General features: G+C 35.5%; 20 protein-coding genes and 8 pseudogenes. 9 read left to right on the top strand and 19 right to left on the bottom strand.

Annotation, left to right across the window (positions count from 1 at the left end):
• Positions 1–480: 480 nt before the first annotated feature.
• The 5 genes and pseudogenes from AXI57_RS22575 to AXI57_RS21500 all read right to left on the bottom strand — a co-directional run.
• Positions 481–849 (bottom strand): four-helix bundle copper-binding protein, encoded by a 369-nt coding sequence (locus AXI57_RS22575; protein WP_476499109.1) that lies wholly within the window; start codon positions 847–849, stop codon positions 481–483.
• A 193-nt stretch (positions 850–1,042) separates the two neighbouring features.
• A complete protein-coding gene (locus AXI57_RS18265) occupies positions 1,043–1,588 on the bottom strand; it encodes a hypothetical protein (protein ID WP_061670858.1) in 546 nt (181 codons plus the stop codon).
• Between the two features lie 43 nt (positions 1,589–1,631).
• Complete coding sequence (locus AXI57_RS18260; RefSeq protein ID WP_061670857.1) at positions 1,632–2,120, bottom strand: cysteine dioxygenase; 489 nt, start codon at positions 2,118–2,120, stop codon at positions 1,632–1,634.
• A 755-nt stretch (positions 2,121–2,875) separates the two neighbouring features.
• Complete coding sequence (locus AXI57_RS18255; protein ID WP_061670856.1) at positions 2,876–3,784, bottom strand: VanW family protein; 909 nt, start codon at positions 3,782–3,784, stop codon at positions 2,876–2,878.
• A gap of 236 nt (positions 3,785–4,020) precedes the next feature.
• A pseudogene (locus tag AXI57_RS21500) lies at positions 4,021–4,121 on the bottom strand (SMI1/KNR4 family protein); the annotation flags it as partial.
• Positions 4,122–4,130: 9 nt separating this feature from the next.
• On the opposite strand from AXI57_RS21500, the pseudogene AXI57_RS22545 reads away from it, so the two are divergent.
• Both AXI57_RS22545 and AXI57_RS18250 read left to right on the top strand, forming a co-directional pair.
• Positions 4,131–4,234: pseudogene (locus tag AXI57_RS22545) on the top strand (hypothetical protein); the annotation flags it as partial.
• 66 nt (positions 4,235–4,300) lie between these two features.
• A pseudogene (locus tag AXI57_RS18250) lies at positions 4,301–4,608 on the top strand (alanine racemase); the annotation flags it as partial.
• 248 nt (positions 4,609–4,856) lie between these two features.
• Here the strand turns inward: AXI57_RS18250 and AXI57_RS18245 are convergent.
• The 4 genes and pseudogenes from AXI57_RS18245 to AXI57_RS22200 form a co-directional block, all read right to left on the bottom strand.
• Positions 4,857–5,792 (bottom strand): glycosyl hydrolase family 18 protein, encoded by a 936-nt coding sequence (locus AXI57_RS18245; protein WP_061670854.1) that lies wholly within the window; start codon positions 5,790–5,792, stop codon positions 4,857–4,859.
• Between the two features lie 97 nt (positions 5,793–5,889).
• Positions 5,890–6,129, bottom strand: a complete 240-nt coding sequence (locus AXI57_RS18240; RefSeq protein ID WP_061670853.1) for a LysM peptidoglycan-binding domain-containing protein — start codon at positions 6,127–6,129, stop codon at positions 5,890–5,892.
• A 15-nt stretch (positions 6,130–6,144) separates the two neighbouring features.
• On the bottom strand, positions 6,145–7,344 hold the full coding sequence (locus AXI57_RS18235) for a DUF3880 domain-containing protein (protein WP_061670852.1): 1,200 nt from the start codon (positions 7,342–7,344) through the stop codon (positions 6,145–6,147).
• A gap of 540 nt (positions 7,345–7,884) precedes the next feature.
• Positions 7,885–7,992: pseudogene (locus AXI57_RS22200) on the bottom strand (hypothetical protein); the annotation flags it as partial.
• A gap of 418 nt (positions 7,993–8,410) precedes the next feature.
• Between AXI57_RS22200 and AXI57_RS21495 the strand changes: the two are divergent.
• Positions 8,411–8,556 (top strand): annotated as a pseudogene (locus AXI57_RS21495) (DUF8096 family protein).
• A 285-nt stretch (positions 8,557–8,841) separates the two neighbouring features.
• Positions 8,842–9,762 (top strand): class A beta-lactamase, encoded by a 921-nt coding sequence (bla, locus tag AXI57_RS18225; protein ID WP_141292136.1) that lies wholly within the window; start codon positions 8,842–8,844, stop codon positions 9,760–9,762.
• Between the two features lie 155 nt (positions 9,763–9,917).
• Here bla and AXI57_RS18220 read toward each other — a convergent pair whose 3' ends face one another.
• From AXI57_RS18220 to AXI57_RS21615, 6 genes and pseudogenes are all read right to left on the bottom strand, one after another.
• Positions 9,918–10,598 carry an HIRAN domain-containing protein gene (locus AXI57_RS18220; protein ID WP_061670850.1) on the bottom strand — a complete coding sequence of 227 codons (681 nt, stop codon included), beginning with the start codon at positions 10,596–10,598 and terminating at the stop codon, positions 9,918–9,920.
• Positions 10,599–10,699: 101 nt separating this feature from the next.
• Positions 10,700–10,890: pseudogene (locus AXI57_RS22400) on the bottom strand (helix-turn-helix domain-containing protein).
• A 393-nt stretch (positions 10,891–11,283) separates the two neighbouring features.
• Positions 11,284–11,814, bottom strand: coding sequence for an isochorismatase family protein (locus AXI57_RS18215; RefSeq protein WP_061670849.1), 531 nt, complete (start codon positions 11,812–11,814; stop codon positions 11,284–11,286).
• 307 nt (positions 11,815–12,121) lie between these two features.
• Positions 12,122–12,364, bottom strand: a complete 243-nt coding sequence (locus AXI57_RS21125; protein WP_238380197.1) for a UPF0715 family protein — start codon at positions 12,362–12,364, stop codon at positions 12,122–12,124.
• A 124-nt stretch (positions 12,365–12,488) separates the two neighbouring features.
• Positions 12,489–13,187, bottom strand: coding sequence for a hypothetical protein (locus tag AXI57_RS18210; RefSeq protein ID WP_061670848.1), 699 nt, complete (start codon positions 13,185–13,187; stop codon positions 12,489–12,491).
• A 36-nt stretch (positions 13,188–13,223) separates the two neighbouring features.
• On the bottom strand, positions 13,224–13,388 hold the full coding sequence (locus AXI57_RS21615) for a hypothetical protein (RefSeq protein WP_169800248.1): 165 nt from the start codon (positions 13,386–13,388) through the stop codon (positions 13,224–13,226).
• A gap of 205 nt (positions 13,389–13,593) precedes the next feature.
• Here AXI57_RS21615 and AXI57_RS18205 point away from each other — a divergent pair, with 205 nt between their 5' ends.
• On the top strand, positions 13,594–14,370 hold the full coding sequence (locus AXI57_RS18205) for an SDR family NAD(P)-dependent oxidoreductase (RefSeq protein WP_061670847.1): 777 nt from the start codon (positions 13,594–13,596) through the stop codon (positions 14,368–14,370).
• 214 nt (positions 14,371–14,584) lie between these two features.
• Positions 14,585–15,088, top strand: coding sequence for a DinB family protein (locus tag AXI57_RS18200; protein WP_003328666.1), 504 nt, complete (start codon positions 14,585–14,587; stop codon positions 15,086–15,088).
• Between the two features lie 304 nt (positions 15,089–15,392).
• Here the strand turns inward: AXI57_RS18200 and AXI57_RS18195 are convergent, their stop codons facing one another.
• The 3 genes and pseudogenes from AXI57_RS18195 to AXI57_RS18190 form a co-directional block, all read right to left on the bottom strand.
• Positions 15,393–15,629, bottom strand: a complete 237-nt coding sequence (locus AXI57_RS18195) for a hypothetical protein (RefSeq protein ID WP_061670846.1) — start codon at positions 15,627–15,629, stop codon at positions 15,393–15,395.
• 19 nt (positions 15,630–15,648) lie between these two features.
• Positions 15,649–15,837, bottom strand: a pseudogene (locus AXI57_RS21120) (aldo/keto reductase); the annotation flags it as partial.
• A gap of 127 nt (positions 15,838–15,964) precedes the next feature.
• Complete coding sequence (locus tag AXI57_RS18190; protein ID WP_061670845.1) at positions 15,965–16,675, bottom strand: YjjG family noncanonical pyrimidine nucleotidase; 711 nt, start codon at positions 16,673–16,675, stop codon at positions 15,965–15,967.
• 945 nt (positions 16,676–17,620) lie between these two features.
• Between AXI57_RS18190 and AXI57_RS18180 the strand changes: the two genes are divergently transcribed.
• Together AXI57_RS18180 and AXI57_RS22195 are read left to right on the top strand one after the other, a co-directional pair.
• Positions 17,621–18,577, top strand: coding sequence for an alpha/beta hydrolase (locus AXI57_RS18180; protein WP_061670843.1), 957 nt, complete (start codon positions 17,621–17,623; stop codon positions 18,575–18,577).
• A 181-nt stretch (positions 18,578–18,758) separates the two neighbouring features.
• Positions 18,759–19,241 (top strand): hypothetical protein, encoded by a 483-nt coding sequence (locus tag AXI57_RS22195; RefSeq protein ID WP_238380196.1) that lies wholly within the window; start codon positions 18,759–18,761, stop codon positions 19,239–19,241.
• 48 nt (positions 19,242–19,289) lie between these two features.
• On the opposite strand, the pseudogene AXI57_RS22190 reads toward AXI57_RS22195, so the two are convergent.
• Positions 19,290–19,489: pseudogene (locus AXI57_RS22190) on the bottom strand (UV damage repair protein UvrX); the annotation flags it as partial.
• Between the two features lie 435 nt (positions 19,490–19,924).
• On the opposite strand from AXI57_RS22190, the gene AXI57_RS18170 reads away from it, so the two are divergent.
• On the top strand, positions 19,925–20,944 hold the full coding sequence (locus AXI57_RS18170) for a hypothetical protein (RefSeq protein WP_061670842.1): 1,020 nt from the start codon (positions 19,925–19,927) through the stop codon (positions 20,942–20,944).
• Positions 20,945–20,955: the final 11 nt, after the last annotated feature.

The raw sequence follows: 20,955 nt of genomic DNA, 5'->3' as shown, positions 1-20,955 counted from the left end.
GCCTTGTTGAAATAGCAAACAAATTAAAAATCCTCTGACACCAATAGTGCCAAGGGATTGTTCGCGCTCCCAAGGATGGACTTGCGTGCGGAACATATCCTTTTCTGTATTCAAGTTTCAGGGCCCTTGATTCATCAACATTTTTGACGTTTTTTATATTTAAATTTCATTTAATTTCACCTTTTTTCAAACCAAAGTGGCCATTTGGTGGTCAAATAGTTCGTCTGATTTTTAAGGAGATTCAACAAAAACCTCCCTGTTTTATCAGAGAGGTTAAATAAAAATTGTATTAAACTGAAGGTTGCTCCATAAGCCACTCAAGCAAGAATTTTTCTATTTGGCAGGAAACTTCCATTTTATTTGACTTTCCTTTTCGGAAATCTTGAATCAAAAAAACTTTTCCTGAATGGTGTTCCAGCACTTTTTTGTATTTTTTATTAAATCTTCTGTATCCCAGAATAATAATTCTTATAGAGGATTTTAGCAGCAGCAAGCTTCACGACAAGCATCAGCACAATCTCTGCAGATTTCTGCACACCTATGGCAACAATCATTTTGGCATTTCGAGCATGCATTGGCACAAGCCTCACATATGTTGGCGCACAAACTACATATTAGCCTTGCATTTACACTATTACGAGCTATCATTTGAGATACTAAGGCGCACACGTCCGTACAATCACGAAGGATTTTAACACAGTCACTACATCCCTCTACATGTGTATTTGAAGAGCAAACATCATAACACTCATTACATGCCTGAATAGTTTTATTACATGCATCAATACATGCTTGCAAACAAGTGTCCAATTGGCTTCCAATCGTATAACTACTCACTTCGTTTGTCATAAAATAACCTCCAAAATAAGTATTTTCCGAAAGCAAAGCACACAAAAAAAGAGCGATCGTTAACATTTTTCGTAAAAATTAACGCCTCTCTTTGTAGAGTTGGCTTATGCTTCCGGTTTGCCACGATTAAATATACTGCATTCTTATGAATATTATTCTAATGGTTTTAAAATTTTTATATTGATCAAACCATCTACTCATCTGTGATTCTTTTATTTATTAAAATTAAACACTTTTGACATTTGGTGAGGGTTTCCTTCATTTCTTCAACCTTTTCAAGGCTACCTGCATGTTTGTATTCAATCATTCGATCTAAACACAAATGAACTAATCCATAAATGGTTTCTCTTAATAATAAACTTTCGAAATTATCGAATTCATTGTTTTCATTGTTGATAACTTTACCTTCATTGAACAAAACAGATAAGTGAACTGAATCATCTATAATATGCTTTTCTCCCGATAAACATAGCTTATCAATCAGAATATCTATAATATTTACCAACTCGGGGTCTGCTGGTTCTAGTCGGATATAATCTAAATACAGAAAAGGTTCTGATTTAGAATGGAAAATTGTAAACGTTACTTTATCTCCACTTCTATAAGCTGTAATGGTTTTTGTATTTTTTGTCTCATGTTCATCGAGCATGAATCCTAGAACATTTACTAATGACAACCACGATTTAAGGGCGTGAGTTTGGATTTTCCCTTTAATTTCACGGAAAACTACAACCTTCACATTCAGATTTACTCCTTTCGGGATAAAGTAGTTTACCTGTATCTCATGTACAGTTTCGCAATACACCACTTTGTTCCTCAAAGACAGTCATGTCTTCCAAAGGGGGTGAGTAGACATGAAGAGACACCACTCTTTCGGAGGTAGGATTGGACATTTTGTGAATTAAACCTTTACTTGAAACAAGGCACTCTCCCTCGCTAACAAAGTAAGAAGAGGAGAGTTCTACATGATCGTCGTTTGAGCGATAAATGGAATTGAGAAGTTTTCCTTCTAACACCATTGCACAACCAATGGATTGACCATGATCGTGGACTGTTGTCTCCTTGTTTGGCGGAATGTTTATAACGATAATTTCCAATTCATCGTTTCTATAGATTACATTTCGGCCGTAAGTGTATTGGTCTGGTTCCTTAATATAAGGTTGACTCAATTTTGATGCGTTTGGAATTTGTTTTAAAGAAGTTGCCAAATCTTTAACCAATGGTTTCTTCAACCCGCTAAAAATTTCATGAATACACTCATGTAGTTCCATAAGTTTTTTTCCTCCTGGGCCATTAAAAGTTGACAAGTATTGGTATTTCCTTGATTAGTTCATGGTATTTACCTATATACAATTGGGAGGCGGCAAACGCCTATGGATTACAAAAAAATTGTGCGGTCAAAGGGGTAATGTTTGAATAGATTGTCTTGGGGTAACGTTGGTGTGGTTGATCTTGATCCCGTTTCAATGAACAACTGGCAAGTCAATTGGAACTGCCGTACGTAATTGAAGATGAATGTCACCATTTGCAATGGAATGCAGTCTCATACCGTGCATTTTGGCCAAGAAAGAATCTTTATTAATGCTCATGGAACAGGACAAGGTGATTGAGATTCGGAAGGCGGAATAATTATTGATGTGATCCCTTATATTTCATAAAAAACGCAGTTCCTACGTGAGCTACTGGTAAGACGGGTTGGAATGTAATTAAAACAAGACCTTCTATTTCTTTAGAAGGTCTTGTTGTGCTTGTTACCGATCAGCCAGAATATGCTTACGGGACTTCCGGTGCGTAAGCTTTCAATAATCTCCTTCGGTTAAGTGTCTTATATATCGTTTTTTGTGCAATAATAAAAAGCTCTCATAACGAGAGCTTCAATCATCTTAATTTGAAAATTTTCACTTATGAATAAAACCTTATTTTATTTGGTTTTGGAGTCATCCCATGCGTCTTTCTAAATCAAGCTTAATAAACCTCCAATGGTAAAGAAGAGATCAGTTTGATATCTAATAGTTTATGTAATTTCTCACTCGGCATTTATTTCTTTTGGTATCTGAGATGGTGCTTTGGGAACCTTTCGCATTTTGTTATTGATCACATCTGAGGAGTAAAGCGTAATAATCATACTTCCCCCATATTGTTTAGCTCGAATTAATACCGGTTGGTTATATTGGTTTTGAAAGCGAAAGTCAGGGCCTCCCCAGCTTACTGTTGCATCACGTCCGGACGGTACATATGGTACGCTTCTTGTATGAGAATAGCGCTGAACAATTCGCAGCCCTGCACGATCGACAGCATTAAATAATGTTGATGACACCTGACAAATTCCCCCACCTACACCTTCAGCCAACTCACCTTTAACGATAATGGGTGCACGCATGTATCCTTTGTCATGTGTTCTCATCCCAACAACTTGGTTAAATGAAAACGTCTCATTTGGGAAAACAACATGATTGTCAATTGCTTTTGCGGAAAGAGAAATATTGTGTGAACGGCTCTGATTGCTTGAATTAAAATAAGTTACGTATTGTCCCAGCTGCTGAGTACGGATGTGAGCAAGTAACTCGCTGTCGACTTTCGGATAAATGTTCAATTCCGGCACTTCTATCTTGGAGGAGCCTTGGCCAAAGAAATAGGCATAAAACTTCTCCTTGAGTGTCTGTTGATAAAGTCTGTAACCAACTTTTCCTGGGATAATGATTCCCTGATCGTTAAGCTTGGCGTTTATGGGCTCCCGGTAAATTTGTTGATCAAGCCGTTTGATGAACTTACGGTATTTTTCATGATCAATCATTGGGGTACCGGGAAAAGGCATCGTAAAATCTTCGCGGTTAACAGTGGCAATCGTACGTCCTTGTTGTGTGATCGTTAAACTGTCAGATGGCTCGCTGGGTTGAGCCAATAATAAAAGGCCAGTGATCCAAATTTGTATCATAAGTCGGCATACCTCCCGACAATTAGTATGAACAGGAGCTTATCCTTTGATGTATTGCGTGTTATCATATCGTTCTTAAGGGCCTGGTCTTTGCTTAAACACAAAAGTCAATGCAAACAATAAGAGCCCTCGTTAAGAGAGCTTTAACAATCGTTATTGCAATACTTTTGCTTAAAAGATTAGTCAATGTCTACTTCATCATACGCATCGCCTAGTGTTAAGAAATCATGCCTTAATTAATACCAATGTTGTCCCTTATTATCAAGCAATCGTTGAATGAAATCAGTAAACGAAGTTGCTCTCACTATGTTTCACCAACAATTCTATGTCGATCAAAAGCATCTTCCTTTGTGCTCGCCGTATCAATCCTCACCTCTCTAAAGCCTCATGTATCACATTACTTATCTGCTCGAAGTAAAGAAAATCAAAATTGAACTCATCAGCACATATGCAAAAAAATGAATTAAAAACGAAAGTACTGTCAACTTCGGCCATCGGTTAGCATCTTCTCGTTNNTGGCGCGACACGCACTGGAACACGGGGCGAGTGAGCTCGCTGTTGCCAGCGTGGAGGAAGGAATCGTTTTACGAAAAGCTGGGATTACAGCACCTATCCTTGTGCTTGGCTTTACATCCCTTAGTTGTGTTAAAAAATCAGCAGCTTGGAATATAGAGTTATCAGCATTTCAGGTTGATTGGATGAAAGAAGCTAACGAAATATTGGAAAATGAAGCGAGTACTAACCGATTGGGTATTCATATTAATGTGGATACTGGTATGGGCCGATTAGGTGTACGTACAAAAGAAGAACTTTTAGCAGTAGTAAATTAACAGCAAGTTAATTCCTAAGATTATTTTATAAAGACAAGGGTCCATGGAATTAAACCCTTGCTCTCACTGTTTTAACTGTACTCGTAATAAACACCTTTTTCTTTAAGCGTTCAATAACTAAATCTTTTGCTCAAGGTTTGGCTTTTCATACTGATCATGCTCTTTTTTAGATAGTATCAGTATGTCAAGATTCAGAGATTCATTGCAATTATCTCGGAGGTTTTGCACCAGAACTATGAATGCTATATATTTTTAAACACTTTATTCCAGACTGACGAATCCTCTTGTCCAAGGCTCCAGCTGCCAAGACCTTTAAGATTATATTTTTGAGCGAGATTTATTTTTCCTTTGAGTGACTGTTCATTTTCAAACCATAATGTATATGTCCCTGGAGGTAATGGACCCTTCTTATCGTGTTTGATAGTAAAAATAGCTTTTGGAGATTGACTCTTTGTGTCAAAAATAATTGTCCCGTTATGTCTTTTTACTAATGATTTAACAAGGTAAAGGGGAATGGCTTGAGGGTTAGATTGACCTTTCATCCAGCAACGGCCATAGAATGGCAATCCTAAAACTAGTTTTTGAGGAGAGACTTTTTGGGTTAGAGCATATTGAATGGACTTTTCCACCCATCCTACACTTGCAGTAGGCCCAGCAAGGCGACTTTCATCATATGCCATAACCATTAGATAGTCCGCATGTTTAGCTAAATTCTCATAATCATATGATCCGTGCCAGCCCTTTGTCCAGCCAGAAGGATTTGCCGCCACTGCAACTGATACCTCTTTATGCCTAGGAATACCTTTTCTTACTAGTCTAACAAAATCCGTAAATGCATTTCGATCTTTCTCTGTAAGGTTTTCTATATCGATATTGACCCCGTCTAGATCCAGTTCTTCTATTGCATAAGAAATTTGTTTAGCCAAAAGCACTCGTTGCTTTAACGCAAACCGTCCCAAATCCTGATCCCAATGATTGCTTAAAAAAGGAACTACTTTTAATTTTCTTCTATGGAGAGCATTAATCACATCAGAATTAGCTGAACGGAGAAGTAATGATCCATTTTTTCTGATATAGAAAAAGTCAGGAGACACGACTTTTAATACTCCATTAGTTTGATCAACGGTTTGAATAAAATCGGAACCTAGTCCAGAATAAAAATAGCTCATTTGAAACATCTCATAACCCCTTCATTTCCCAAAAAATCATGGTGTAACAAATAAAAAAAATAAAGATTGATTATTTCAACTTGTTTCGATTTCGAAACCTCTTAGATTACTTTTCTCTTATCTTTATAATTTGTCCAGGATAAATTCTATTTGAAGAAAGCTTATTAAGGTTGATAATTTGTTGTACTGGAACATTAAAGTATTTGGAAATCTTCCATAATGTATCGCCGGATTCAACATGGTATACTTCGAATGTCACGGGAACTTCCATATAACGAGGAGTTCTTTTTACTTTATCCGCAGTTTTATTATCTTGATTTCTTGTTCTAGGTTCTTTTCCCTTCATTTATGTTACTCTCCTTTAAAAAAGTTTGTTTTTAACATTTCTAGACAGTTTCTCTCTAATCTTAATGATTTGTCCAGCATATATTTGATCTGATTTGAAATGATTAAGCTCCATGATTTGTTGCAGGGAAACATTATACTTCCTAGCAATTTTTGATAATGTTTCACCGGGAGTAACATGATGAATCTCGTATTTTTCTTTGAGAACATCTACATAATGAATGGTTTCCCCTAAGTTTCTTAAGATGCCTCTGCTTTGTAGCACCTCAATCATTCTCTCAGCTCTATGCCGATAGGAATCATCCTTTACAGCCTTTTTACCGTTTTTCCGAATCTTCTTTCTCTCGCTATCATTTTTCAAATAGTATTTAACCTTTTCAAATGTTTCTTGGGGGGAGGAAGAAACTATGAGATCGCGACCAGGTTCGAATTTACCTCGAACTGCTGGTGTATCCGATGTCAATAAAACCCCCCCGGAACCAAGAATTTCATAGGTGCGCTGCGTAAGTTGGCTTTCACAGTTTTGCAAACCGATAATTATTTTTGCTGAACTGTAAACTTTATATGCTTCAGTATAATCAAGGTATCCATGAATCCAATTGCGGGGAATTTCTCTTCCAATATGTTTACTCATTTTTTCCCAATTTCTCCCCCAAAAATCAATGCGAATACCATTTCGTATAAGAGGACGAATAAGCGTTTTTAAAGAAGACGAACGGAACACTTCCGGATGTTCTTCAAGAAAATCAGGGTAAGCATTAGCCACCACTGCTATATCACAACTGTATTTCTTCAATGGCTTAATCTGATGATGTACACTTTCGTGATAAGAAAAGTCTAAGTGAGCTGCTTTAATCCCAATCCTTTCATAAGTTTTACACAGAGAAGGTGTAACGGTGAAAACAAAATCCGGTTTCATCTTTTTAATTAACGGGATGGTAAAGTTTTGAGTGTGCAGTGGATCTTCAGTTGCCCAATAAACGAGGGGGATATTCACCTTTTTAATAGCGTTGCGAATCCAGAATTGCTTTTCTCTTGAATGCTCTGGTGTCCATCCCATAGATACTATTAAATCCGGTTTAAATTCGTCTATCATTTCAGTAATATTTTCCCGACTTACAGGGCCTGAAATTATTACGGTATGGCCTGCTTCCCTAAACCCATTTGGTAAACCATAGAGCCATATGGGATGACTCTCGAGAAAAAGAATTTTCACATTTTCGCCCTCTCTTTCACTTTTTTATGTCTACTTTATTGATATGTATATTTAATATAACTTGTCACGGTACTAGTCTATAAAAAACGTTCAGGTACGAAATGACGTGATAGCTTCCTGCAAAATTAAATTCTTAGGAAATTTAAAATAATAGTTTAATAAAGAAAGAGAGATGAGCATCTCTCTTTCTTTTTATTTATGGGCAACTTCTTGGCAAGAGAAAGAAGGCTGTATAAAACGTCTGTCCACGGTAAATCGTAAGACTGATAGGTCGAGAATTTAAGTAGTGGATAGACGCACTTCACTCGAACCCTCTTGGCATTGAACAAACCGTTTGTTCCTGACAACCGGCGTTATGTGAATATAAATGATACATAATAAAGGCCCCTTTTTATCATACTAGAGATTACTGCATAGTGTGCGGCGGCCTTTATTTACTATTGTAAAAAACAGAGGGTTTAAGGCACCGTTGTTAATTAACATAATGTAATTATCAGAAACTGAAAAAAGAGCGGCTATTCACGCTCCTTGTAGTTCCTTTTAAACTGGATAAACCGGATGTTTTCGATTGGTGAATGTCATTTCTTTTGTCATGTACGCCATAATCCGTTTGTGTAATTCTTCGCGCAATGAATTGGCTGGGATGATATATCACCTAGAATGGCGAACTTTATTTTTGTATTGTGTTTCCTTCCTAAAAGCTTACAGATGCTAATTCTTTTCTTATTTCCTCTTTTATTACAAGAAGATGTCTCTCTTAAGCTTTTCCTATACTGATCATAATCGTCCATTGTACAATTATTCACATCTATCTTTAATTTGAAATGAGAAAACTCATTCATATAAGACCACCCACCGATAAAACAATTATTTTAATCTAAATATTAAAAATTCAGAATCCAAGAAAATTCGATGTTGTCTTCTGTTTTTACGACTTTGTTATTGAAATTGTAACAAAAGAATAGAAATTAATTCTGTATCAGTTTATTCAATTGGTATTCTTAATAAGCAAATAAACTATGTGGGTGATCCTGTGGAAGAAAATTATGAGACCAACGGTTAAGATATCTCAGTAATTTATGATATAAGGAGTATCCAGATGTAAAGTTTGGACGCTGTGACAATTGTGATTATGCGTTGTTCAAAAGCTCAGTAAAGAGTGGTCAATTCTTACGTGAATGCCGTAGGTGTGGTATGAAGAAGAGTATCTAAAACACTCTTCTTCTTTTATTTTTATTGTTTTTAGGCTCAATTAAATTTCAAGATCCATTCAGAGATGCAGGACTTAATCCTTTCTGGTATTTCATGACCTATAGTGTTAACATTGATAATTTGTATACTCCCCTCCTATAAAACGCTAATATGTTTACCAGTTTAAAAGAGTTTGTGTTAAACTAACTGTCGTGGGAAACATTTCATAGGAAGTATATTGATTTTTATCCTGTTTGTGATGTTAATTAGAAGGTGTATACAAAATCATTTGAATTAGGAGGCCTGATTAATTTGAAAAATAAAGCGACAATAAAATTCGGAATATGTATTGGACTTTTATGTTTAAGCTTTACTGGTTTCAAACCTTTATACGGCTCAATGCATGCTGAAGCAAAATCCATAGAAGACACAAAAATGACAAGCTGTATAACTAATAAAAAATTTGTTCAACTGGAGAAAAAATTTCATGCTAAGCTTGGGGTTTATGCAATTGATACAGGTTCAAACAAGACAATCGCTTATCGGTCAAATGAACGATTTGCTTACGCATCAACCTATAAAATTCTAGCCGCAGCTGCTGTCCTGAAGAATAACTCAATTGAAAAACTTAATGAAGTCATCCACTACAGTAAAGACGATCTTGTTACATATTCTCCAATCACAGAAAAACACCTAGATACAGGCATGAGCCTAAAAGAAATCTCAGAAGCCGCTATCCGTTACAGCGATAATACCGCTGGGAACATATTGTTGCAACAACTTGGCGGCCCTAACGGTTTCGAAAAGTCACTGAAACAGATTGGGGATCATGTAACTAAATCTAATCGATTCGAGACGGATCTAAACTCTGCGATTCCTGGGGATATTCGTGACACAAGCACCGCAAAAGCACTGGCAACCGACCTTAAAGCTTTCACTTTAGATAACACTCTCACGACTGATAAGCGCACGATCTTAACTGATTGGATGCGAGGCAACGCTACTGGAGACGAACTGATTCGGGCAGGCGCTCCTATAGGATGGGAAGTCGGCGATAAATCTGGAGCCGGAAGTTACGGGACACGAAACGACATTGCTATCGTTTGGCCGCCTAATAGAGCTCCTATTGTTTTGGCAATCCTATCAAACCGATTTACGAAAGATGCTAATTATGATAATGCTCTTATCGCTGAGGCTGCAAAAGTCGCCCTTAATGACCTCAAATAAAGAATTTGAAACACGATATTGCGCTATCTTGTTTAGCCTTTTCTCGCAAAGGAAAAGACATTACTTTTTAAACCCCCACCGTTCATTTTTTATGAACGGTTCTTTCATATTCTCAGGAATACCTCTCTCTTTCTTTAAAATCGTAGTTTTATTGTCTATTTGTCTGTTTTAATCACTAGTTGACACTCGATTTTATAATCTGTTTCACCCATTTCAACACTTGTATCCTCACGGTTAATTTTATATTTCCCTCCATACAAACTTGCTGTGATTGGGTACCTTATGTCACTCTTTAACAGATCGTAAATGTATTTCTTACCTTCCTTAAAATTCTTTCGAGGCGCATGACCAACTTTATAATCATTCACATATACAGCTATAGCTTCTGGATCGTACTCATTGTTTTCCTCTAAGCGTAAATCGCAATTCGAGAATAATTCATCATGATAAATAAAGATTGGTTCATCAAAAGTCGATTCAAGGATGTCTTTGTTTGTCATCCCACTATATTTTTCATCAAACATCATGCTATCAACTTCTAACTTTACAGCCTTTTTAATATCTTTCTGATAATGAGAAGTACCCGCAACTTTAAAGTCTATATATTCGAAAAATGCATTTTCTTCTTCATATTTCCTTGAGAAGCTTGTCTCTTGAATCAAGATAGGATATTTGTCTTTTTTTGATGCTACTTCTTTTTCGTTGGAAGTCATTATTGTTTCATTTTTGTGATCATTATAAACATTAATAACTTCACTTTTGTTGTTATCAGAAATATTATTATTCTCATTTTGTTCGTTTTTAATTTTTTTCTTAAAAAAGTCAAGTATGCCCAAGTTTACGCCTCCAATAACTTTAAATAAAAGAATGATTTTATATAGACCCAGAAAACTTGTAATTCCTTCCTATACTTGTAACTTTAGTATACCATTTTACCCTATGGATCGATAAGATTATGATCTTTTTGGAATATCAATAATTCACAAGCTCGATGTTTGTGCAAACTTTATCTAGCAGATCCCTTGGATACCGCTCCATTTCATCTCTGTAGCGCTTTCTGACAATTGCAAAAACATAATCAGTATCATTTGATAGCTGCCGTACACTGATTTTCTTTCCGTCTAATATTGGCTATAAATTGGATTTAATCAATACTCTCAACTCCATGCTAAATATGCTTCCATGATCTATGTAGGACAATATCATAGATAGTCGGCCTCTTCACATTATATTTATTGGCGATATAATGTTGAGCCTCTGTCTTTTTCATATTATTAATCAGGAATTCATATTCATTTCTAATTGAGTTAACTTGTTTTTGATTGAGTTTTAACCTATGATTTAATTCTCACATTTTCAACGAAGCAAGTTTTTCAATAAATTCAGATGTTTGTCATGTTTGTCTTTTTCTAAAATTCCCTGCCTAATGCTTGATTTTGCTCTGTCAGACATTTTATAATTCCTTTTACCATAAAAATAATTAAATTGTTAATTCGATTGGCGAATCTTTCACATTAGCCCTCATAACTTATACAAATCAATCGAGTGTATTTGCACAAAACGATTGTTCCATACAGACTCATGATGCTTCATAATTTGCTCTGCACTAAGTTGGTTGCTATTTAATGTACTATGGGTACCTTCTACTAGCAGATTCTGTTGATAGCCCTTGCTGTAGGCAATTCGCATAGTCGTGTCTAAGCAAAATTCCGTTTGAGCACCCGCGAAAATCAGTTGCTCAATGCCCAAATTCTTTAGTGTTTTCTCTAAAATGGTTTGATAGAAGGAATCCCACGTTATTTTCTCAATGACGATATCACTACTTTTTCGGTGCAGCCCTTTATGTAATTCCCAAGCATACTTACCCTTTGCCATTTCATCTGATGGATTTTGGTCTGTATGCTGAATGAAAATAACGGGTATCGCCTTTTTTCTTGCCCAGTCAATCACCATATTCACATTCTCAAGTAACTGTTCATGCTGATATAAGTAATTCTGTTCCTCTGAAAAAAAGATTTCTTGCATATCGATAACAATTAATGCTTGTTTCAAATGTACCTCTCCTGTCCGTTTGACGAATAAAAATTTTTACTTTCTTATTGTAACTTAATTGAAAAAAGCCGACACTATTTATTTGAGTGTTAGATATGTAAACGACATTTTTTTAGAAAAAGAACTTTATTAGTCGTCAACATTTTATAAAGTGCCTGATTGTGCAAGTCCATCAAAAATTCTTTGAATACTTTCTGAAATAAAGATAAATATCATGATAATCGTGACTTGCCTTATATCCCCTCTCCAACCTTAATTGTTCATGTTTATGTAGTTCTTCTTCTCTATCAATCAATTAACTTGCTGTTTATAGGAAAACAGAGTCCCAAATCCAAAAAATTAAAGCAAATAAGACACTGAATAAATAAATCTCATAATGTGCTAATAAATTCCCTATTGGATTATAAGGTTCAAAAAGAACTGCCATGATTAGCCATGCGACAAATGAAGACACTATGTAAATTAAGAGATATTTAAAACTGAATCTTTTGGAATCTCGATTTACCAAAAGCTGTATCGGCAATGCAAAAATTAAATAACATGTCAACATGATCCCACTGATTATAAGATAAGGAACATATTCAGCTTGATATCCTGGGTGATAACATATACTAGCGTGGCACATATGGCTGACAAAACAAGTACGGCTGAAACAAAAAAGCTGCACTCAATTGTTATTTTTCGTAATAATAAGCTTTGACCCAATGATAGTTTCTACCCTTACTTTCACACCATTCAACAAATCCCTTTGTTTGTTCTTCTTTAAACATCACCCAGTCATTCAATAGATCTTGATAATAATTAAGTTCTTCGTTATTGTTTTTTCTTGTTTGTTGACATTCTATCTTGTTGTTTAACTGTCGAGACCTAGTAAGAAGTGCTGTATCTTCTTTAATATCGCCAAGATAAAAATCTTCGGATATATGATGAAATGAATACCAAAGGGCGTTCAAATAAATATCGATTAGCGTTAATAAGGACAATTGTTCATCGCTGCCACCAAGTCTAAGTGCATTGTTTAAGTAATCGACACGTTTTTCAGTATTTAAAAACACGCCATACCACCTATATGGTCTTGGATCTTCGGGAATACTCTTCATCCATACCTCAAGTAAAGGCTTTAAAAGTTCCTTTTCCAAAGGATGAACGAGTATATGGTGAATATCATCTGATGTTTCAAATAAAGCAAATAGCCAACAAGCGAAATCTTGTTGTGCATTATTATCCCACGTCTTTGCTTCATCAATAAAGTAAGATAATGCTTTAAAGGATTCCTTACGTAACCCTTTTTCTTTGAGAAAACAAAACTTTTCAAATAATGGATATTCATCCATTCTGTCATTTTTTAAGATATTAGTTAAGACATTTACCATTGTTCACATCTCTCTTTGTTTAGAATAAAAGACATGTTATTTTCTTTTAACAATGACTTCAATTTCATCACCTTCAATTAGTTTAAAGCTGCCTGGCACATTATTTTCCGTTAATATATCAATTCTAGTTAATAACTCACCTGCATCTTGAATTAGGCCATCTTCATCTTTTACACACCACAATTCATTATCTAATAACACCACTGTACCCTTAAATCAAAATTTTTATTTCTCCTTATCAAAGTAACCTTAATTATAGGCATACAACTGAGACCATCCTATTTAACCTACTCTACTAGAGCATCACATCAGACCCTCACTATCTTGCTTTTCTCTAAAAAAAGTTCCGAAAATTTGATAGAATTAATCTATTCGGATTTCATTGAACTCAGAAGGGGAGAAATATATGTTTGAAGAAAAGGTAGGTATCATTACAGGTGGAACATCGGGCATTGGTTTAGCTACAGCAGAATTATTAGCAAAAGAAGGCATGTATGTTGTTATTGCCTCTAGAAGTGTTGAAAAAGGGGAAAAAGCCCTTTCTACATTAAGAAAGTGGTCCCCTAAATCCATTTTTATTAAAACAGATGTAACGAATAATCAGGATGTCAAACACCTTGTTAGCCAAACATACTCTACATTTGGGAAGATAGATATTGGCTTCAATAACGCGGCGAACGCAGAGGCTTCCTCTTATGCTACAGATCAGTTTAAGGAAGAAGACTTTGACCATTTAATTAATGTTACTTTGAAGAGTGTATGGCTTTGTATGAAATATCAGCTACAAGTAATGACAAAACAAAACAGTGGTGTCATTGTTAATACATCTTCAATAGATGCTCTTTTATGTTCGGCAGGAACTGGCGTGTATGCTGCTGGAAAAAGCGGTATTATTGCTTTGACGAAATCAGTTGCTCAAGAATATGGTCATCAAAATATAAGAATTAACTCTCTTTGTCCAGGTGCATTTCGTACGTCTATGCTAGAAGAAAAATTCTCAACCTTATCTTCAGAGGAAAAGTTAAAGCTAAATGAATCCTATCAAAAGTTAAATGCGCTAGGCAGAATTGGCGATCCGTTCGAAGCAGCAAAAGCAGTAAAATGGCTCCTTTCTGATGATGCATCTTTTGTTACGGGACAAAACATTATTGTAGATGGCGGAATCGGATTTAGATTTGAATAACTTTGACGGTTTCATTTCAATCCTCCCTGTCTGTTTGAAACTGCTGTTTTATTCAGAATCCTTATGAAATAAGCCCTGACATTTATAAGAATGTTGCGATGCCTTTTTTCCTTAGATAATTCTTGTTTAAAGTGTTGTTCTTTTTAACTAAACGGGGAGGTATAATTAAACTAGGTTCTTAAAAAGAAAACAAAAAATAATAAGGAGGATTCTTGTGTTTCAAAACTTAGACCATTTTTTAAAATCTTGGGAGTTCGAATCCGATGCTACACAGAAACTACTAAATAGCCTAACTGATGAATCACTTAAACAAGAAATAACCTCACAAAATTGGACTTTAGGACGCATCGCCTGGCATACTGTTGCTGCCATTCGCATAATTACCTCAAACACAGACTTAACGTTTCATGCCCCAACTGAAGATTATCCTGTACCTACTTCGGCTCAGTTTATAGCAGACAGCTATCATCAAACCAGTAATGCATTTGTACAAGCATTAAAAACCCAATGGACTGACCACACACTTCAAGAACGTATCAACTTTATTGGTCAACAATTGACAAATGGTTCACTTTTGATGTTTTTGATTCAACATCAAAATCACCATCGAGGACAAATGACTGTTCTTATGAGACAAGCAGGATTAACTGTTCCAGGAATTTATGGTCCAGCAAAAGAGGAATGGACAAAATTTGGTTTGGAACCTCCGCAAATGTAATCAAACTTTTTTATAAAGAAGTTAAACCATTGCAATATATAAGAGCATGTTTTGATCAATCTTTTTTCAAAACATGTTCTTTCCTTTTGTTCTTTTATCCATGTTCTTAAGATCAATTTGATTAATTTTTATTCAAAACCTATACATTGCCGTGCGTAATCAGGATTATAAAGAGACTCATTGATAAAGTGACTATATATGACTTTTTCCGTTTTTCACAATGTTTGCACTTTATTTGACCACGCTTTATTTCATCCAATTTTTCACGTCTCTTTTCTGTTTAAAATTGTTGTTTTATACAATCTTACAGTCGATTTTTAACATCATTTTTATAGTTTGTTGCGTAGAAATATCCATCGGTACATTCAACTTTTACAATTGGTGTAAATTCATCTTTGTTATTTTCGTTTACTTCCTTATATTCATAACCTTCAATAAACTCATTATCTAAAATGTATTCATATGTTCCTACGCAGTTAAATGTTGCTCCAATAATTTTCATTGCTTCATAAGTGCTTTTATTTGTTTTAACAAATTCCATTTTTATCATTTCCCTTCTATATAAAACGCGTCCATCCATTTTTCTCTGCGACATTCAACGCTTTTAGAAACTGCCATGCATATGCATACATGGCAGAAGCACCTATGTATCTCGCTTTACCGGCTTTTACAACATCATGTAATGCTTCCATTGTCTCTTCGATGAACGTGTTATAATCCCAACGGTGGATGATATAAACGTCTACATAATATCATTCACGCTATAACGGTATAGGGAGTGTATTTTAAACCCATATAAAAAAGAGTAACCGTATTAGTCACCCTTAAGAGTTTAGTTAGCTTACTTATACAAGCTGTTTAAATTTGAAAAGCGTATTAACAGCTGATGATTGGTTTTTCTACATTCAATATGGAATAAAGCTCATCAAGCTGACGGATGTGATAGGTTGGATCAACAGTTGTCACATTCGGCTTCATTTCAGGATTAAACCAGCATGTGTCGAGTCCGGCCAACTGTCCACCTTTTATATCCGCTGTTAAAGAGTCGCCGATTATTAATGTGTCCTCTTCTGTAAAATGTGGAATCCGTTCAAAAACATAATCAAAGTATTCCTTCATCGGCTTTTGAAAGCCCGTGTCTTCAGAAACAAAAACTTCTTTAAAAAACGGAAATAATCCTGAGTCACGGAGACGCTTATCCTGAGTCTGAGAAACGCCGTTGGTCACAATATACAAATCAAACTGACGATGCAAGTTTGTTATTAATTCAAAGGCACCATCAACAAGCTGATGCCCTTCTTCCAGATAGCTACGATATTTCATCTCAAGCATGGCTCCATTGGCATCCTGTCCGTATTCGTTAAGCAAAACGGAAAAGCGGGTGTTCACCACTTCATCACGATTGATTTTCCCTTCTTCAAAGGATTTCCAAAGACTTTGATTGATTATTTTATAGCGAGATTCGATTTCACTAGTTAAGGGTATCTTCATATCCTCAAAAAGCAAGCGCAACGCTAATTTTTCTGCTGCGCCAAAATCCAATAGTGTATCATCTACGTCAAATAATAAAGTGCGATAGTGTTTCAAAGGTCTGTCTCCCTTCTGTATTCGCGTCCAAGTATAGCACAATTTATGGAATGAAAAGATTAGAATAGTCGCAAACGCTAAGCGTGCCCATATTCACAAGGTGGGTAAGTGTTCCGAGATTTATAATTCCGACGTTTTCGGTGCCATTGGTCCTTAACTACCCTTTTTGAAATTTTTCTTTTGAACCCCACCTTCTTATATTAAAACGGTTTAATATTATGAAAGTTACATTGTTTATCTTCCCTACAATAATAAAAAGAGTCGCCAACAGGCAACTCTATAATAAATTTCATCGTCTTAATGTCTTCAATGCGTCCATATAGGATTATCCTTGCTTTCAACTTTCTTTGGTTTAAATAAGTCCTCTCTACGTCTATTCTTAGCCTTATATACAACATCTTCTCTAAAGGAGACCCTGGAGCTACCGGTGCAGCTGGTAAGGACGGTCTATCCGCATATGAATTAGCTGTGCAACAAGGATTCACAGGAACATTAGATGAATGGCTTGCTTCATTAAAAGCACCCAATTAGCAACATTATCCCCCTCTTGTTAAGTGACAATAAAGTTGTTTAAAAATCTAAGTTTTATTCAACAATAGCGCCCTTTTGTGGAATAACGAATATAGCTAGCTTGATAGTATCTTTCGAACAAAGGTTGGGTCTTCTCCCAATCTTTCAGCTATATAATGACTTTTTAACATACTCTCTGAGGAAGCAAATAAGACGGGAGTTCTTAATGCGGCATGAAACCACTTTGTCCTAAATCACCTGCTTGTATCATTAGTTGCATGAAACATCCTCCTAAAAGAAGAAGTATTTTTTTGAATATTCTGTTGACGATTATAACATATCCACTTTACAATTTAATTGTGGTGTTTTTATCGAATTAAACTACTTAGAATACACTTCACTTATTTGAAAACAATTACAAATAGGGGTGTTAAAATGAAGAAACGAGTAAATCCAGAGTTATTACAAGGATTAGAAATGTTTCAAGACCTCGATTTACGCCCAGAGAACTTGCAAGCAATCAGAGAAGAAATATCGCAAATGAGACCAGCTACCGTTGTTGATGAATCCCTTTCATTAACAGATGAAGTCATTGTAGGACCTGATGCTAATCCATTACCATTAAGAATTTATCGTCCAAAATCAAATAATGAATCCTTACCTGTCCTGTTATGGATACATGGTGGCGGTTACATCTTAGGGTCTATAGATGATAATGATGATACTTGTATGAGATTTGTAAAAGAAGCCAACTGTGTGGTCGTTTCTGTAGACTACCGTTTAGCTCCTGAACATCCTTATCCAGCACCAATTGAGGATTGTTATGCAGCATTAAAATGGATTGCTGATAATGCAGAGTCATTAAACATCGATTCGAATCGAATTGGTGTTGCAGGAGCGAGCGCTGGCGGTGGACTAACAGCAGCATTGACATTATTAGCCCGTGATCGACAATTTCCTTCTATTTGTTTCCAAATGCCACTCTATCCAATGATTGATGACCGAAATAATACACCTTCTACGAATGAAATTAAAGAAGGATTTGTTTGGAATCAAAAAACAAATGAAGCTGGCTGGAAAATGTACTTAGGAGAAATATATGGAACGGATAATATTCCTGCCTATGCAGCCCCTGCTCGCGCAGAGGATTATCGTAATTTGCCATACACCTACACATTTGTTGGTCAATTAGATCCATTCCGCAGTGAAACATTAACCTATGTAGCCAAACTTGCGCAAGCTGGTGTTGATGTCGAATTTCATTTATATCCTGGGGCCTATCACTGGTTCGAAGGATTAAATCCAAATGCCGACGTATCTATTCACGCTGTGAAAGAAATGATACAAGCAGTAAAGACTGGTTTCGAAAGAGTAGCTAAGGTAAAGGCTTAATCTCTTTACAAAAGAGACACTCACAAATAGTACACATTTTTGAGTGTTTTTACCTTTCAAACATGTATCAATTTGTTTAAGATACTTCCTTTGCCCAGTCATTAAAATCTATGAAGATGGGTACGAAAATTCTAACAGATTATTAGACCCTTTACTCATGTTAACAAAGACAAAATTCAAGTTGAAGGATAAGGAAGCAGTAACATTATGCGAGTGTGGATTGAAGTTAGCTAGACAGCTAAATGATATAATTTTGTTTAGTGAGTTTAGGTTTTTAAAGACATTATTTACTGAAGACTCGGTTAAAGAATTAGAAGATATCTTAAAATATCTAGAAGATAAAGAGATACTTCCTGACATAGAGGATTTAGCAACTGATGCAGCGAAGTATTATAAAAAAATGAAGACCATAAAGTGGCTAATCTCTTTTATGAGAAAACGCTTTATGCCCAAAAACAATTTCAGAGAGGGGATTGTCTTTATGAGTATTAAATTTACTTCTGCTTTTATTTTAATAATTTTGTTGCTTGGTTTTTTAGGAAGTTATATCACTTCAAGTTTCTCGGAAATGCATGAGGCTCGAAGAGGACAAACTGCCAGCGTTGAATTGGCATCTGATCACCAGAGTGATGTCCTTGTAGAACGGCGAGGACACACAACTTAATTATTGATTAAGGATCAAGTGGTTTCCCCTTCTTTTAAAGAAGGGGCTTTACGTTTTGTGACTGCCTGTAAGTCCTGCTCGATGTAATGCAGTGCCCGCCGGTGTGCAGGACACTGCTCTGAGAATTGCTTTAGATCCATTTCTGCTTCTTATTCCATCCACACAAAGCCTAATTTCCTTCTTTTCTCGTTATCCACCTCCAAAAGGCTCAACTGCTGATTCACATCATCTTCAATATTAGATAAAGTATTTGTTCTTTTTTAAAATGAAAAATGCTTAGCTTATAGGCAAGCGATTACTTCATATCCCAAAAGTTATAAGAAAAAGCAGAATCTAATTTTATTTTGGCAGTACGATTACAAAAATAATGCTGTTATTGCATTGCAATATAAGAGCAGAAATATCAACTTAAACAATGATGTTGTTGTACTCTTATCAAATCTCCAAGGGAAAACCTGCCCCAATTAGCTGGCAGTAAAACAGGGAAGCCTTATTCAGTTGCTACAACCTTATTGTTCCTTGTGTGGCAATCATACAAAAATACAAAAGGAACTGACTTAGACAACGGAGGTGCAATAGTCACACCTGCAGATATTGATCGTTCATCAAAATCTGTTAGCTACTGATAATTTTACTTGCAGATTTTTTCTGCAAGTGCCTTTTTTAAAAGATAGGAGCGTTGTATGAAAAAGTCTTATATTTTATATGGGGTTTCGGGAATTCTAATTGGTATAGTAGCAATATTGTTAATCAACATTTTCTTTATTAATAAAGGTGAACACTCTGTAAGTGCATCTAAAATTGACCCAACCGAGGATAAAATCTTCTTTATCTATTCAAACCCTTTCATCAAGAAAAGTGTACTAATATCCACGTCACACGGAGAAAAATTCAACAAGCGATATTTTAAAGTACCTGATATACCATACATACAGAAAAAATCCCATTCTTCAGACGATATTGTCTTACTTGCTGAACATGAACCGTATTATTACACATTAAATAACAACACAATTAAGCAACATAAATTATCCAATCCATTCGCTTTTTGGTATCAAGGAGAGAATGTGTCTGTAAAAGCCTATAATGTCGACACTAATGGGAATGAGTTGAAAGTTAAGGATAAAAAGTTCAATAAAAAATATAACCTAACTTTACCCTCCCTAGTAACCATGGGAGAAAGCGATGATAAATATATTTACGTCATTCAAGGAATGTCTATTTACGTCATTGATAGAAAAACAGAAGAGATTATTAAAACAATTGGATTAGCCTCCTATGCAGATTTATTTGATCACTCTGACAATTATATTGTAGCCAGCTCAGACCATGAACTAACTATAATTGAAAAAGGATCATGGAAATCAAAATTCCTTAAATATCCTGATGATCTTGATCAAGCAGACACTGTACATTATGACGAAAAAAGTGAAAAATTTTACGTTACATATATAAATAAATCTGGTAACGCAGGTTTACTGGAGATTAATAAAGATTTTTCTTTTGAAAAATTCGAGTTAAAATTCCCGTATATGAATGCGAAATTTAAAGATCAAAAACTTTATATTGTTTCGCAAGAGGAAAACAAAAAAGGTATTGGGGGCTACATGGGGATTTTTGATATTCGTACTAAAAAGAAACTTAATGAATTTAATTTACCTGAAGAGACAACAAAAGTGCAAGACTTTGTGGTTTTAGATTAACCACTGATCAT

The organism is Bacillus atrophaeus, assembly GCF_001584335.1.
In the GTDB taxonomy this organism is placed as follows: domain Bacteria; phylum Bacillota; class Bacilli; order Bacillales; family Bacillaceae; genus Bacillus; species Bacillus atrophaeus.
This window is presented reverse-complemented; position numbering and strand designations above follow the sequence as displayed.